The 14,004-nt window shown below is 50.9% G+C and carries 15 protein-coding genes; 9 read left to right on the plus strand and 6 right to left on the minus strand.

What is annotated here, in order from left to right; all coding sequences use genetic code 11:
• Nucleotides 1-91: 91 nt before the first annotated feature.
• A complete protein-coding gene (locus K6123_RS16590) occupies nt 92-2,347 on the minus strand; it encodes an NACHT domain-containing protein (protein WP_221799752.1) in 2,256 nt (751 codons plus the stop codon).
• A 729-nt stretch (nt 2,348-3,076) separates the two neighbouring features.
• On the opposite strand from K6123_RS16590, the gene K6123_RS16595 reads away from it, so the two are divergent.
• The 3 genes from K6123_RS16595 to K6123_RS16605 all read left to right on the plus strand — a co-directional run bounded on the left by K6123_RS16595 (nt 3,077) and on the right by K6123_RS16605 (nt 5,291).
• A complete protein-coding gene (locus tag K6123_RS16595) occupies nt 3,077-3,742 on the plus strand; it encodes a L,D-transpeptidase (protein WP_221799754.1) in 666 nt (221 codons plus the stop codon).
• Nucleotides 3,723-4,358: a hypothetical protein gene (locus K6123_RS16600; protein ID WP_221799756.1), complete on the plus strand. Its 636-nt coding sequence runs from the start codon at nt 3,723-3,725 to the stop codon at nt 4,356-4,358. The genes K6123_RS16595 and K6123_RS16600 overlap by 20 nt, the downstream gene beginning before the upstream one ends.
• A gap of 345 nt (nt 4,359-4,703) precedes the next feature.
• A complete protein-coding gene (locus tag K6123_RS16605) occupies nt 4,704-5,291 on the plus strand; it encodes a hypothetical protein (protein ID WP_221799758.1) in 588 nt (195 codons plus the stop codon).
• A 42-nt stretch (nt 5,292-5,333) separates the two neighbouring features.
• On the opposite strand, the gene K6123_RS16610 is transcribed toward K6123_RS16605, so the two are convergent.
• Nucleotides 5,334-5,576: a hypothetical protein gene (locus K6123_RS16610; protein ID WP_221799760.1), complete on the minus strand. Its 243-nt coding sequence runs from the start codon at nt 5,574-5,576 to the stop codon at nt 5,334-5,336.
• A gap of 103 nt (nt 5,577-5,679) precedes the next feature.
• Entirely contained in the window at nt 5,680-6,243 is a 564-nt protein-coding gene (locus K6123_RS16615) for an NADPH-dependent FMN reductase (RefSeq protein ID WP_221799762.1), read from the minus strand.
• Between the two features lie 151 nt (nt 6,244-6,394).
• Here K6123_RS16615 and K6123_RS16620 point away from each other — a divergent pair, with 151 nt between their 5' ends.
• The 4 genes from K6123_RS16620 to K6123_RS16635 all read left to right on the plus strand — a co-directional run bounded on the left by K6123_RS16620 (nt 6,395) and on the right by K6123_RS16635 (nt 9,225).
• Nucleotides 6,395-7,135: an IclR family transcriptional regulator gene (locus K6123_RS16620; protein WP_221799764.1), complete on the plus strand. Its 741-nt coding sequence runs from the start codon at nt 6,395-6,397 to the stop codon at nt 7,133-7,135.
• Nucleotides 7,136-7,413: 278 nt separating this feature from the next.
• Entirely contained in the window at nt 7,414-7,752 is a 339-nt protein-coding gene (locus K6123_RS16625; RefSeq protein ID WP_221799766.1) for a hypothetical protein, read from the plus strand.
• A gap of 168 nt (nt 7,753-7,920) precedes the next feature.
• On the plus strand, nt 7,921-8,484 hold the full coding sequence (locus K6123_RS16630; protein ID WP_221799768.1) for a cyclin-dependent kinase inhibitor 3 family protein: 564 nt from the start codon (nt 7,921-7,923) through the stop codon (nt 8,482-8,484).
• A gap of 24 nt (nt 8,485-8,508) precedes the next feature.
• Nucleotides 8,509-9,225 carry a hypothetical protein gene (locus K6123_RS16635; protein ID WP_221799770.1) on the plus strand — a complete coding sequence of 239 codons (717 nt, stop codon included), beginning with the start codon at nt 8,509-8,511 and terminating at the stop codon, nt 9,223-9,225.
• A gap of 5 nt (nt 9,226-9,230) precedes the next feature.
• Here the strand turns inward: K6123_RS16635 and K6123_RS16640 are convergent, their stop codons facing one another.
• Together K6123_RS16640 and K6123_RS16645 are read right to left on the minus strand one after the other, a co-directional pair.
• Nucleotides 9,231-9,515: a DUF3817 domain-containing protein gene (locus tag K6123_RS16640; RefSeq protein ID WP_221799772.1), complete on the minus strand. Its 285-nt coding sequence runs from the start codon at nt 9,513-9,515 to the stop codon at nt 9,231-9,233.
• 111 nt (nt 9,516-9,626) lie between these two features.
• A complete protein-coding gene (locus K6123_RS16645; protein WP_221799774.1) occupies nt 9,627-10,526 on the minus strand; it encodes a DMT family transporter in 900 nt (299 codons plus the stop codon).
• A 204-nt stretch (nt 10,527-10,730) separates the two neighbouring features.
• Between K6123_RS16645 and K6123_RS16650 the strand changes: the two genes are divergently transcribed.
• Entirely contained in the window at nt 10,731-11,600 is an 870-nt protein-coding gene (locus K6123_RS16650) for a helix-turn-helix domain-containing protein (RefSeq protein WP_221799776.1), read from the plus strand.
• 12 nt (nt 11,601-11,612) lie between these two features.
• Here the strand turns inward: K6123_RS16650 and K6123_RS16655 are convergent, their stop codons facing one another.
• Complete coding sequence (locus K6123_RS16655) at nt 11,613-12,440, minus strand: amidohydrolase family protein (RefSeq protein WP_221799778.1); 828 nt, start codon at nt 12,438-12,440, stop codon at nt 11,613-11,615.
• A gap of 174 nt (nt 12,441-12,614) precedes the next feature.
• Between K6123_RS16655 and K6123_RS16660 the strand changes: the two genes are divergently transcribed.
• The gene (locus K6123_RS16660; protein WP_221799780.1) at nt 12,615-13,973 is read left to right on the plus strand and encodes a TrpB-like pyridoxal phosphate-dependent enzyme; all 1,359 of its coding nucleotides are present in this window, start codon (nt 12,615-12,617) and stop codon (nt 13,971-13,973) included.
• Nucleotides 13,974-14,004: the final 31 nt, after the last annotated feature.

A 14,004-nucleotide genomic window follows, 5' to 3' on the forward strand; every position in this document is an offset into this window, starting at 1 on the left:
CCCGGACATATAGCAGCTCACGGCAAACGCTTCATGTAGGAGGTGGCTTGCCGCCGATCTAAAACACCAAATAATTTTATATAAAATATAGTCAGTCACTTAATTCTTTAACTTCCAGCCAAATTGGATCGTCGCTAAGCCATAATTCATCTTTTATAGACTTCATTCTCGAAGTAAACTCTCGCTTTGGATTATATATAATATTAGACGAATCTTTACTCCTCTCAACAAAGCCACGCTGAACGAGTATATTTAATATTTTATCAATCATCTTCCTATCATACTCAACACCAAACCCGCCTTTATACAAAGAGTTCTCTTTGCGACCTCCCCCTCTTTGAAAAAATATTTTCTGAATAATAGATAAGAACAACTTCTGAGACATAGACAAACCACTATCCTTAATTCTTTTAGAATTAGGAAGAGTTTCAAAATTCACAACTTTACAACTTTTAGATATCCAGCTTGGTAAAGCAGAGAGAGAAGAGAGCCCATTAATATTTAGAATCTCACTCGAATCAATAAATATCCCATCATCGACATCCACTTTAGAATCCATAAACGAGACATTTTCAAACAAACATTCATCAAAGCTGATATTTTTAAACTTTCTAACCCCAGTATCTAAAATTGCAACCTCTGCCACTGTTACTGCCAGCCCATTGAATGATATTTCTCCTCCAGGGATAATAATCAATGCACTCGCAATCTCAGATATAGCTTGAGAATTAACTGAGTTGCTACTTCTAAGAATCAAAGACAATGCATCATTTTCAAAAGAAAACACCTGCAACCACTGAGCCAAGAAAACAACCCCTCTCTCATCAAGAGATTGAATATATGCTTCCGACAACAGTTCCCCGCGCTGAGATTGAATATCTTTAACTAAGCAGTCAGCAAAAAGCAGTTGTACGATGTATGAATCTGAAAACTGCCTATCTGGAGATTCTGGCTCTATACGTCCCAAAGTACAAAGCCGAGACAACATTAAGTTCCCAGCTTCATCGGGAACCATACCAGTAGCTCTCTCAAAGGATTCATTGATATCATTTGGAGTAATCCGTCCCAAAGGACTTTTGCCTAGCCTTACTATTCGTGCAAGCTCAAGCAAAACATCTCTTACTGAGTCAGGGTCGATTGAGCCATGTATTTTTGCTTCCCTAATGCATACCGTATCGATGAACTGCCCCCAAAAGCCAATTTCACCATTTTCAGATTCCAAAATACGCTCAGCATCACTTCGCTCCAATGAAGAAATTATCTGAAACATCAGAGGTTTCTTAGGCAGCCAACGAGGGCTCTTAGAACTCAGTCCGAGTATAGAAAGGTATTCATTAGCTTGGTCTTCATTAAATTCATCTGAGCACTTTAGCAGACTAACATTTCGTCCTTTTAAAGATAACCCTAAAGCGCTCAATAGTTCATCATCACTCTCAAAATAGTTTGGCCTTCCCGTTATAAAAACACCAGCCTTACAACTAGATATTAAATCCCTAACACCAGACAGAGCATCACGCCTAACTTGATAACGCTTCTTGATGCTGCCACCAAAAGTTTGTGATCCGACTTCATCAAAACCATCCAGCAACAAAGAAATCTTACCCGCATTCAACATTCTTATTATAGAGTCGAAGGAAGCAGAAAGTCCGAGTCTTTGTATATGCCCAGATATTATCTCGATGCCCGTCGCTGCCCCCCAATGATCCCTTAGATCAATCGCAACCGGATAAACCAGTTTATCGAAATAATCTCTCGACATAACAGAAAAAAGCTCTTTGACACATCTACTTTTACCTGTGCCATAATCACCTTGCAAAACAACATGCCTATTCTGAGACAGTTCTTTAGAAATCCTAATTATATCCCAACTTTCATTATTATTTGAAAAATATTTTACAGGAATATAGGATTTTTCATCCGAAGCTCCTGATCTTGGGTCAAATGCACTACCAAATGACTTAGATTCCCGCAAGTGCTTATATCGTCTGTAGGCGAATGCTCTCGATATAAAGTCTTCTATAGAACAAACAGTAACTTTATTTTCCCTGCCTGATTCAACCATTGAATTCGATGGAGCACCATTCATGATAATAAAAGATCGAACTAGAACCCCATCATTAATTTTTGAATTTCTAGCAAGAGATATCTTTACAATATCCTCTCTGACTTTCGATAATGTTTGATTCTCAGTTACTTCAATAATCACCCACTCTTCATCGGAAACACGACCAACAGCGTCATAATCAACCCCACTAATGTGTTCTGGGCGAAAACTACACGAGTATATGACAGAGGCAATATCAATGACGTTATTCTCTAGTTGCTTCCAACTCGGAGTATTTTTCATTATAGACACCCTATTTTTCGATCATTTTTGTTAGGAATAATTATCGAATCCAGTATATTCCGAACATTGAAACTTCTATGGTACACGAATAACAGCTTAATTTTGTACCATTTCCCCCTGTAATGTACGCGTGAGCCGAGCCAACTGCATCTAGCCGAGAGGTGCATTGACCAACTTACAGCAACATACCTGCCCACCGATGTAATCTCTCGCACTGGAGTAACGCCAGTGTTCCACCTGATCAACATATCCCCGTTTGACCGGATTCTGATGAATGTACTCGATCTTCTCCGCATCATCTCGACGCTGCTAATCTACTCTCTACTTTGGCCTTCGGGGGGATGAGCGCCTCCTGCCAGAACTGGAATTCACGGTCGGTCTTATGGGCCAGTTTAAGATGCTGTAGCTGGTTCAGCAGTGTTGTGGCTTTTTGCTGTTGCAGGTATGCCAGCAGTTGATGGGCGGTGAAGGATTCTCCTCGTTCCCACGCTCCGCATGGTAATGAACACCCTCCATTGAACACCTCTTTGGCGACAAGGTTACCACCTATCTGGGTGTCCGGGATTATTGAACCACTACATACACTGAATAAGCAAAGTGCCGAAATTATGAGTATCTAATCACAGCTTGAATATTGAACAAGTGCTCACAGTAGCATAGTGCGAAGTAACACCAGAGTTAAGCGTTCATCGCGGCTAAAGTGCCCGAAACTCTTCGAGGGATTGATAAATGAAACTGCACTTCTACCCGGGTCAACATCTGCTCGTTCTAACCGAAAAGAACAAAGTTGTTGGCCGCTATGAGGCCATTGGTGGCCCCTCCCAAATTGGACAAGACCAACGTATGCCAGAAGAACCAACCTGGCCAGGTAGTTACCTCATCCATTCGACCCAGCGTTACATAACGCCAACATGGCAAATGTCGAGCTTGGCCTGGGGTACAGAACTGCAGGATAAACCGTCTCTTAATGATGTCTGGTACAAATTGCAGAGTGGTAAATGGGGTTCACTGTTAAAAGATTTCAAGATTAGCCGAGACGTCATTATCTTCTATAACAAGCGGCTGTACGGTAAAAATGCTGTTCCATCCCAATGGATATTTAATGATTTTGGACCTCTGGCAATACGCTGGTTCAAAGATCTTAATGGGAATGGAAAGCTGGATGCCAAAGAAAGATTATCCGGGCAAATGTTCCACACGACTCCTGACAATGAGGCTGAGCATTACCAAGGAATGGAAGTTAAGCTATACCCCTCTCATGGCTGTATACATATGAAGCCTGGTGATCGAGATACCATCCTTTCTCGCGGAGGCTTCAAAAAAGGAACGCCGTTTGTTGTTCACAAATATGCGGAACGTTTCAACCAAGAAAGGCTTGAAAACAGTGCTCAGTAAAAAGGTGACTTCCTTGCACATACTACCACTTTGCATTTTGTTTTCTGCGTCGTTATATGCAGAAGAAACCAAACTGCTCGATGCTACGCAGTATGTGTTTGAAAACAAACACTCAACGTTTCAGGTTGGCTACAAGCTTAAAAATGGCGAAACGATTACGCATGTGCTTCGCTCCGATCTTGGCGGTCAGCTGACCAACGACTCCGTATTCGAGGACAGCATCTTTCAAATTACTGACTTTGCTGGCCAGACCTATGCTATTCAGATGGATGGAGAATCATTCATGTGGACCGGCCAGGGCTGGCAAGTAACAGACTTTGACTTCGATATGCTGACGAAGATTATTTCCCACGATCAAAATCTGGTGTATTGCAGCGCAACCTTCCCATCCAAAGCCATGATGAATCAGGGCCGTTGTATGGGAGAAGGTTGGGAAACGCCTCAAAACGTTTTCTGGTACGACATAACCCCAGAAATTTGTGACAATGAGCTTTGGGTGGTTGAACCTGTTGGGTCTGCAAACCAACTGAAGCAGTTTGATCGATTTAGCGGAAAGTTGATCAAAACGCGTAGCATCCGTTTCGTAAAACCGGAATTGGATGTTTGTACTTTCTAGCCAGGCAGAGCAAGCCGAAATTCCCCAGGCATTCACTCCGCAGCATTCCTGAATAGACTTGGTGTATTACGCCTCCGGCTAATACATCCTGCGAGATGATTGCTACCTGATCTGCAGTCAAAACTACGCCTTGTGCATCGTCCGTCGCTGCGATTCCTCGTTTCCTCTCTCCGCGCAGCAATGCAACGGCTCAGCCCAAGACTACCACGCGGAGCATGGGAGCCAGGTCTGATTCAACAGCCTGCCCTTGCCGCCACTCCCGCTTGCTCCGGCACTTTGAGGCAATATGCTTGTCACTGGCGATGGCTATTCTGGTTTGACTGCTTGTCAGGGAGGGATTCCGTGATGTTCAGAACCCTGGTTTTGGTGCTTGCCCTGTCCGGTTGGATGGGTGAGGCTGTGGCCGCTTGTAATCCGGAGTCGCCCGGTTTGCTGAGCAGCCTTTATCTGAATGGTCTGGTGTTGCTGCGCAGTGAGGAGCTGCGTGATACCGAAATTTATAATGTCGCGTTTGGTGGTGAACACACGCGCTGGTGTTTGTCGGATAATCTGGAAGCATCCGTGGTTGGCCAGGTGTATTACAGCCAGCGGGAGATTCGTCTTGAAACGGCCCGTATCCACACCCAGATTCTTGGCCTGGGGTTGGCGCGCCTGGAATACAACACCTGGACCCCTGCGCAGGGATTTACGCCCTATGGCATTCTCAATCTGGAACGTACCAACACGCACCAGCGTAACAGTAACGGCACCACGGTGCTGGACCATTCCAGTGTGTTTGTCTGGGGTATCGGGATTGAACAAACCATTGGGCCCGGCAAGGTGCTGACGCTGGATCTCTCGCACCGACTCAAATTCGACAAGATCGCCAGCGACCGTATTGCCGATGAAACCCTGTTAACGCTGAAAGTGAATTTTCTGGCGTTGCTGAAATAGCGCCTTGCGCTTGCTTTTATGCGAGCCTGATTCGATCCAGAGCTACTTCTGAAAGCCGTAGAGCCGGTTCGGGTAGTAATAGGACTGGATTTCCTGGCCATCGACATGGATGCCAATCAGGGTATTGGAATAGCTTTCAATAATCGCCTTGCCTTCGCGGTCGGTGTATACCGCTGGCAGCAAGCGGGGCTGCATGTCCATATAAACGCCTTCCAGCGCGACGCCACGGATTCCTTTGCCGTGTTGGTCCATCACGTGAAAATAAAAACTGTTCTCTGCCGACATGCCGGTATTCCTGATTGATACGAGCCAATACTCGGCAAAAAAACGGCTTATTTCAACTATTCGGGCGGTCTGTCCGGGTTGTTGGAAAACCGCCCACCGTTTATCAAACGCGGTTCATTTTGGTCGCGAATTTGCTGAACGCATCCAGCTGGGCACTGAGGAAGGTACGGGTTTCTTCATCGACCAATACCCCTTCACTGATCTTGTTATGTACCTGCGGCACCATGGCCTCCGGCTTGTTCATCACCATGGCATCAAAAAACACCAGCACCTGACGCAGATGATACTGGGCGCGAGCACCACCAGCCTGGCCTGGCGTGGCAGTCTGGATCAGCACCGGCTTGCCTGCCAGTGGCTGTGGTGCCACGCGGGACAACCAGTCGAGGGCATTTTTCAGTACACCAGGAATCGAGTAGTTGTATTCGGGAGTGATGATAATCAGGCCGTCAGCAGCTTCGATAGCCTTGGCCATGGCCAGTACTTCCGCCGGGAAGCCCTGTTCCTGTACATCGCTGTTGTAATGTGGAATGTCGCCAATAGAGCCCAGTGGCTGAATGGTTACACCGTGAGGAACCAGTTCTGGCAAGGTTCTGGCGATGGCGGCGTGATGAGAGCCTTTGCGCAGGCTGCCAACCAGGGTTACGAAGGTTTGGGAAGTATCACTCATATCAGTACTCCTGATCGGGGATGGATGAATATCCTGAATCCACAGAGCTATGCTATTTAAGGGCTTACAGGACCTGTGGATGGTTGCCCGACACAACCAACCACAATACGATACAAGAATGTATCACCATACGATTCAAAAGAGTACCAGCATGGAAAATGACAAAAGCTCGTCCGGAGGAATTCAGGTCATCGCGCGGGCTGCTTCTATCCTCAGGGTGCTGGGTGATCAGGCCCAGAGCCTGGGAGCGATTGCCAGCCAAACCGGGTTACCCCGCTCCACCGTGCAGCGGATTGTGGATGCGCTGGCGCAGGAAAGTCTGGTGGAAGCAGGTAGTGGTGGCGTACGGCTGGGATGGGGGCTGCTGGAAATTGCCCAGAAAAGCCAGACCAGCATGGCTGAAATCGCCCGGCCAGTGCTGGAAACCCTGTTTGCCCGAACCCACGAGACGGTGGATATTTCAACCGCACTGGGAGCTGAGGTGTCTTTTCTGGACCGGATTATTTCCGATCAGGAGTTACGGGTGGTCTCATTTCCCGACAAGCCCCGGCCACTGTATGCCAAGGCCAATGGCAAGGCCTTGTTGGCAGCCATGAGCGACAGCGAAATCGAACGACTGTTCAGCTCCGGCATGAGCGCATTAACCCCTCATACCATTACCAGTCTGAGCGTTTTGCTGGAGCAAATCGCCGCTGTTCGCAGCACGGGGTTTTCCTACGATCTGGAAGAACATGCGGAGGGGGTATGTGCCATTGGCACCAGCTTTGTCAGCCCGGATGGCAAGGCTTATGCGTTTTCAGTGGCAATGCCGGTGAGCCGTTACGACATCATGAAGCCGATAGTCGAAAACGCCCTGAAAGAATGCCGGGAGATGATAAAAGGCTTGCTGTAAACCATCATGACTCAGGACGGCTTTGACCACAGCGAGCATCTAACGACCGCTTCATAGTACTTTATCCCCCTGGGTGCAAAAACACGGTGCCCGAGTCTGGCTTCCAGCAGCCATATTTATTTCAGCAGAACCAGGCCAATAATGACCTGGTTCTCAAAACTTATAAGAATCTCAATATTCCGTTCAGCGCTGCCCAATTTGCCCTCTCTGAATCAATTTTCAGCCCTTCGGCAGCTGGTAGTTTTTTCTGGTCCCCAATCAAACAGGAAAACAAGTCCATGCCTGTATTCAGACTTTTCTTCTTGATGCTCGTCTGCAGCAGCGTCAGCGCCGAAATATCCGACAGCGAGCTGACCCGTTACCAAACCACCATCCATTGCGTCGATAAGGTCTATTACGCCGACGGTTATAGCTCCGATGAAGCCGGTGACCGTACCATTCTGCTCAACAAGGCACTGGCAATTGCCAACCTGCCTTCCTACAACAGCGAACTGGAACACCGCAAACTCGGCCAGCTGGACTCCAAGGCCTATCTGGCAGCCCGAGATGCCTGTGAATCCCACTGGCCGGAAATCTCCCAGGTCGCCCAGTCAATGGGCATGCACCCAGCGTATTAAGCGAGATCCATAAGCGAGATCCGGATGGTGGCCAAATGGTGATTGATTCAGCTTGTCGACAATCGCCATTTGGCTCAATCAGCGTTCGCATTGACCTCGATTGAGTCGATTCTGCAGGCCTCATGGTAACGTCCATAACCCTTGAGTTTGCATACACAGGACGTCTCTATGCCCCCAGCTCGCACCAGCATGACCCACCCGCTGCAAATCGCCGAAGTTCGGGCAACCCCGGAACACGGCCGTATCGGGATCACCTTTTGCCCCGGCAAGCAGGATCGTTTTGCAGCCACCGGAGCCTGGGAACGGGACTTGCCGACCGACCTCAAGGTCATCAAGGACTGGGGGGCAACGCTGGTCCTGACACTGGTTGAAAGCCATGAACTGAAATCGCTCAAGGTGCCGACACTGGGTGAAGAAGTGGTTCAGCAGGGTATGACCTGGTTGCATATGCCGATTGCCGACTACTCCACGCCCACCGCAACCTTCGAACAGCGCTGGTCCTCCGAAGGCCGTGAAGTGCGGGAATTGTTGCGCCGGGGCGAAGATATTCTGGTGCATTGCAAAGGTGGCATGGGCCGCGCGGGCATGATGGCAGCCCGTTTGTTGGTGGAACTGGGTAACGACCCGGAAGACGCCATTCACCAGGTTCGCCGGGTACGTTCAGGAGCCATTGAAACCCCGTCGCAGCTGGCGCTGGTACGCAATACCAAAGCGATTCTGGATGATCTCTAATCAATTCCGAGGCAGTGACTATTCATGACAACGGATGCCACGACAGCTCCTTCAGGCGCCACCATCAGCTTGCTGGACAGCAGTCAGCTGGCGCGGGTTGGCAATCAGCTGGGTACGAATCCTGCCGGGGTTTATGCCGACGCCCAGGGCAACCGTTATTACATCAAAACACTGGAATCGCTGGCCCACGCTCGCAACGAACGGGTCGCCGCCGCGCTGTATCAGCTGGCGGGTGCACCAACACTCGAATATATCGATACCAGTGACCCCTGCCAGGTCGCTACCCGCTGGTTGGCACTGGACAAGAAACACCTGGCCTATTTCACCGACGACGAACGCCTGCAGGCCCAGCAGTGGCTGGCGGTGCATGCCTGGACCGCCAACTGGGATGCCGCCGGTTACGATGGTGATAATCAGGGCTGCTGCAACGGCACCGTGTTAACACTGGACGTCGGTGGTGCACTGGCCTTTCGGGCCCAGGGCGATCCCAAGGGCAAGGCGTTTGGCACCGAGGTAAACGAACTGAACAGCCTGCGTACCGACCCGGATAATCCCAATGCCGTGCGCCTGTTCGGTGATATGAACAAGACTGAGATTCAGCAATCCATCGAACGCGTGATCCGACTGCCAGACAACCAGATTCGGGAGGTCATTCTGGCCCATAACGGCAGCGAAAAACTGCTGCTCAAAATGCTGGCACGCAAGGCCGATATGGCCTCGCGTCTGATGGAATATCAGTAACGCTGTTAGCTGGCCAATGCCAGCTGCTGTTGTTTGCGCAGCCAGATTTCCACCGGCACAAACGCCAATGGCAACAGCGATGCCACAAACAGCATCATCACCTGCCAGATCGACCAGCCCTGCTTGTTAGCCAGACTGAATGCCACCAGCTGATAACCAATAAACAGCAAGCCGTGAGTCATCCCCAGAGCAGCGACATAGTCACGTGAAATAAACCCCAGCGTGACGCTCAGAATCAGCAGATAGGAAATGCCTTCCAGCACAGAAATCGATCGAAATACCAACAGCATGAGGTTACCGTTTTATAGCCACTTTAAGCGCCGCCATGCTGCAGGCACACCGTTATGCTTTACTGGTTGTATTTGGTTACGACTTTCAGATCAGCCCAACGAACCGCTTCATCAATTAACGGCGACCGCGACTCTTTGGCCAGGCCAGCGTTTAACAAACATCACCGCATTGCCCAGCAGAATCAGCAGCAGCCCGACGACTGCAGACAAACTCCACTGATAGCCTTCAAACACCGTCGAAACACTCAGCGCCACCAGTGGAAACATCACGGTGGCGTAGGCAGCCGGGCCAGTGCCGACCCGGCCGATCAACAGGAAATAGCTGCCAAAACCAATCACTGAGCCAAAGATCGCCAGATACAAGAGTGCCGAAACATAACTGGCCGTAGCTTCAAAACCGAATTCGGTCCCCGACAGCAAAATCACCATCAACATGGTGACGGCTCCGTAAGACATCGCCCAGGCATTGGTGGAAAACACATCCAGGCCGCGGCGCTGATGACGGGCACTGATCATATTGCCGAGCGAAAAACCGTAAGTGCCAAGCAGGCACAACCCCACGCCGAGCAGCACCTCGCCGCCAAAACCATCCTGCTGAATATCTCGCCAGAACAAACTGATCATACCGACCAGCCCCAGCAGATTGGCCAGCATCAGTTTGCGGGTAACCTGCTGCTTCAGGAAAATCACCCCATTAATGGCGTTAAACAAGGTCGCCATCGAAAAAATCACCGACTCCAGACCACTACTGATATAAGCCACCGCCGTATAAAAACAGAGGAAGTTAAAGCAGAACACACACATACCCTGCAGCAGACAAAACAGGTGATCACGGCCAGCCAGTGGTTTGAGCTTGCGCGTCAACAACAGCCCAACCATCAATACCCCGGCGGCCAACACAAAGCGGTAAAACACCGACACCATGGGTGCCACGTCACCTGCCTGCAGGGCAATGGCAATCCAGGTGGTGCCCCAGATAAGAACCGTAGTGAGATACAAAAACGCGTTCATCAGTAGCCTGACTCCATCACAAGTTACATACAACCTGGGCTCATTATCGAGATCGCGCCCGCGGCTGGCTTGCAGCAGCTTGCGGCCATTTGCATATTCTTGCGGTTTTTTCTGTCAGCAGGCTTGGTGATACCCGCCGGGCTTTTTAAGATAGCGATTCACCTTACCCATCCATTGCCACCAAACGCCGGAGTACCTGCCACTGTGATTGAGGACTATCAGGTCTTTCACAACTTGCAGCGTCATAAAACGCAACTGCTGCTGGCTGCCGATCTGGCGGGCGGAACCGGTTTGGCATCGTGGCACAACAGCCATGACCGGGTGGTGGTGGAAAGCCCGGATCACCATACCCTCAGTCTGTACGTCAACGACGGCTATGAGTCCTACCTGAAAACCAAACACGGCTGGCGTAACGGTGGAGCACCGGATCGGATGTGCCTGATGCCGCAGGGGTATGCCTCAACCTGGGATATTCGTGGGCCACTGTCGTTTGTACATTTCTATTTTACCGATGCTCACTTGCGCGACGTCGCTGAGAAGGTGTGGGACAAAAGTCCGACCCAGCTCAGTGTCGACGAACGTATTTTTGCCGACGATGCCCAAATAGCCACTCTGTATAGGCAGTTTTTACTGAGCGGCCAATGGCATGACAACAGTGATCAGCTGATGCTGGGCACCGCAGCGACCCTGTTGCTGAATCAGCTGGTGCAGAAATATTGCCGTTTCCAGTGGCAGCCAGTAACGGTTCGTGGTGGCCTCGCCCCATATCAGCTGGCGCGCGCCAAAGCCTGGATCGAAGCCCATATTGATCAACCGATTTTGCTGGCTGAACTGGCAGCACTGGTAGATTTGAGCGAATACCATTTCGCCCGTATGTTCAAACAAAGTCAGGGACTGGCGCCACACCAATACGTCATGCAGCAACGACTGCAACTGGCCCAACAGCTGCTGCAACACACTCGCTTACCGCTCACCGACATTGCCGGGCGTTGTGGTTTCAGCTCATCAAGTCACTTCAGCAACCGTTTTCGCCAAACCTTTGGTATGGCTCCCTCAGCATTTCGACAATCCTGATTACCAACGGGATCAGAACCCCAGCAACTCAGCCGCATTTCGCCAGAAATAGTTGGCCCGCTGTTCAGGCTCAGGAAACTGTCGCTCGGCCAGTGCCAGCAAGGTGCCGTAATCCAGTCGCTGACGAGGCTTCAGGAATGGCCAGTCAGAACCCCAGATCAGCTTGTCGTCACCAAAGGCCTGTTTGATTTGTTCAACCACTGGTTGGGTATCTGCAAATGGCCAGGCTTGCTGCGAAAACTTGTCGAAGCCAGATACCTTGATCCAGGCTCGGCCGCTGTCCGCCAGTTGCAATACGTCAGCGAAGCCAGGCGCATCCAGGCCCTGTTCCAACACCGGCCGACCGCAATGATCGATCAACAGCCGTGCACCACTGCCTGTAAATTTGTCTTTCAAGCCACCACCCAGCTGGTCACCAGCGATCTGAAACTGGGCGATCAGACCCAATTGCGCCAGCTTGTCGAGCAGGCTGTCGCAGCGGGCGAAATGCTCTGGCCCATAAAAGGCAATATTGAAGGTCACTCCAGCAATACCTTGCTCGGCCAGCTCCTGCAATTGCGCCAGCGAGGTGTCCATCGATACCACTGCCATGCCTTTGCAACGCCCGTTAGAACGGGCAACGGCATCCAGCAAGGCGCGGTTGTCGTTTTCGCCATACGCAGAGTTCGGCCCGACGATCAGGGCGTGGCTGACGCCATAGGTATCCATCACGGTATAAAACGTATCAGCACTGGCGATCTCAGCACCGGACGGATGATAGGTATTGGCCTGGTAGGCAAATCGTTGCGGGTCAAAGATGTGATTATGGCAGTCGATCTTGCGCTCGCTGAAAACAGACATAACAAAAGCCCCGGACAAAAGGCCAGCCTAGCCCGCTGCAAACCGCGAGGCCAATGAGTTTTGCGCTGTTGCGGATTCGTTTCCGTTATTGAACAGCTGATCAGTTGGCCCCAACCACGATCTGTTTTATGGTTCGTTCAGGAACCCACGTCCCAAACAAGATAAGGAACTGCCATGAAGCAAACCAAGATCATTCTGCCCGAAACCGAGATGCCGACGCACTGGTACAACATCGTAGCAGATATGAAGAACCCACCTGCTCCGCCGGTTGGCCCGGACGGTAAGCCGCTCGACCCGGCGATGATGCAGGCGATCTTCTGTGATCCGATCATTGAGCAGGAAATGACTGCCGAACGCTGGGTAAAAATCCCCGAGCCCGTGCGGGAAATCTACCAGCAATGGCGTCCTACGCCGATGTTCCGGGCCCACCGTCTGGAAGCTGCACTGGGAACACCGGCTAAGATTTATTACAAGTATGAAGGCATCAGCCCGGCCGGTTCCCACAAGCTGAACTCGGCAATCCCACAAGCCTGGTACAACAAGCAGGCGGGCGTAAACCGCCTGACCACTGAAACCGGTGCTGGCCAATGGGGTTCCTCGCTGTCGCTGGCTGGCCAGATGTTCGGTATCGACGTACGCGTTTACATGGTGAAAATCAGCTACCAGCAGAAGCCTTTCCGTCGTTCGATGATGGAAACCTGGGGTGGCGAGGTACTGGCCAGCCCAACCGACCTGACCGAAACCGGCCGCAAGATTCTGGCTGCCGACCCGGATAACCAGGGTTCACTGGGCATCGCCATTTCCGAAGCGGTAGAAGAAGCTGCCGGTCGTGCAGACACTTGTTACAGCCTGGGTTCCGTGCTCAACCACGTGCTGTTGCACCAGACCATTATTGGCCAGGAAGCCAGGAAGCAATTTGAAATGGTGGGTGACTACCCGGATATGATTTTTGCGCCCTGCGGTGGTGGTTCCAACTTCGGCGGCGTGGCCTTCCCGTTCTTTGCCGACGAAGCCGCCGGTGGCAAGCCGGTGCGTCTGGTTGCCGTTGAACCATCATCCTGCCCGAGCCTGACCCGTGGTCACTTTGCTTACGACTTCGGTGACAGCGTTGGCCTGACCCCAATCATGCTGCAATACACTCTCGGCCACGACTTTATGCCGCCCGGTATTCACGCCGGTGGTCTGCGTTACCACGGTGCGTCCAGCCTGGTTTCACAGATGTACCACGACAAGTTGATCGAAGCGGTTGCCGTGCCACAGGTAGCAACCTTTGAAGCAGGAGTTCAGTTTGCCCGTTCTGAAGGCATTATTCCTGCGCCAGAATCCAACCACGCGATCCGCGCCTGTATCGACGAAGCGCTGCGTTGCAAGGAATCCGGTGAAGCCAAGACCTTGTTCTTCAACCTCTCCGGTCACGGCCACTTCGACATGGTGTCGTACGACAAATACCTGTCCGGCAAGCTGGAAGATTATGACTACCCACAAGCGGAAATCGACGCCGCGCTGGCACGTCTGCCACAAGTAAAAGCCTGATACAGGCTCTGTCTGGTCGGTCCCGGTAAGC

It is taken from the genome of Oceanobacter mangrovi (assembly GCF_019740315.1).
Classification (GTDB): domain Bacteria; phylum Pseudomonadota; class Gammaproteobacteria; order Pseudomonadales; family Oceanobacteraceae; genus Oceanobacter; species Oceanobacter mangrovi.